This window comes from Streptomyces sp. NPDC059696 (genome assembly GCF_042733745.1).
GTDB lineage: Bacteria > Actinomycetota > Actinomycetes > Streptomycetales > Streptomycetaceae > Streptomyces.
The window spans coordinates 1-1159 of the sequence record NZ_JBHWFG010000126.1 but is presented as its reverse complement, the minus strand read 5'-3'; the positions used below and the strand labels follow the sequence as shown (position 1 = coordinate 1159).

At 69.1% G+C, this 1159-nt stretch carries 1 protein-coding gene; it reads right to left on the bottom strand.

The features are described from left to right. A partial coding sequence (locus tag ACFV20_RS37055; protein WP_385665548.1) for an MMPL family transporter occupies positions 1 to 951 on the bottom strand: 951 nt, incomplete at its 3' end. Positions 952 to 1159: the final 208 nt, after the last annotated feature.

Below are 1159 nucleotides of genomic sequence, written 5' to 3'. Positions count from 1 at the left end.
GGCGCAGACCACGCCGATCGCGCCGACCAGGCCCATGGACCGGGAGGAGTTGACGTCCGCGAGGACCAGGCAGACGAGGCCGATGGCGATGGTGCCGGCCGAGGCCAGGATGGCCGGACCCGACCGTCGCAGCGCGGTCTTCATGGCGATGTGCCGGTCCTGCTCGCGGCGCAGTTCCTCGCGGTAGCGGGCGATGAGCAGCAGGGCGTAGTCGGTGCCGACGCCGAACACGAGGACCATCAGGACGCCGGAGCTCTGCGGGTCGACCGGCAGCCCGGCGTACTTGGCGAGCATGTAGGTGCCGACCTGGGTCAGCACGGAGGCGAAGCCGACGGAGAGCAGGGGCAGCAGCCACAGGATGGGGGAGCGGTAGGTGATCAGCAGCAGGACCGCGACCACGAGACCGGTGACCATCATCAGCATGGAGTCGAGGGACTCGAAGGCGCCGGCGGCGTCGGTCGTCGAACCGGCGGGCCCGCCCACCTCGACGGCGACGCCCGGCGGGGCGTTGGCGTCGGCGATGTCGCGGACCTTCTTCGTCGTGGCGACGATGTCGGCGTCGCTGATCAGCGGAACGACGACCATGAGCGCCTGGCCGTCCTTCGACTCCAGGGGCGCCTCGACCTTCTCGCCCTCGGCTGCCAGTTCCTGGAAAGCGGCTATGTCCTTCTCGGCCTTGGCCCGCCCCTCGGCGGGCAGCGAGCCGTCGGCGCTGTAGACCACCACGGCGGGCATCAGCTCGTCGGCGCGGAACTTCTCCAGTTCCTTGTTCAGCTTCGCGGATTCCGAGCTGCGCGGAAGGAAGGCGTTGGCACTGGAGTCCTGGACGTCGGCGAGCTTGCCCGCCAAGGGGCCCAGCGCCATCGCGATGATGAGCCAGGCGGCCAGGACCAGCCACTTTCCACGTCTGTCACCGGGCACACCGCTGGTGCGCTTGAACCAGGCTTGCAAGGGGGGCTCCTTCGGGCACGTTCGGATTCCGCGGTGGCCGAGAGTGCCGGGAGGGCCGCACTGCACGGCCGTTCCGACGCGGCCGGCGGGGTCCTCCATCGTTCCCAACTCCCCCTGGAAGACGTCAACTTCCAGATTGCGGAGTTGGTCGAACAAGGTTTGGCGGGGTCCTTCGGCCGGCATGCGGAGCTCCGCACACTAGTAGAAG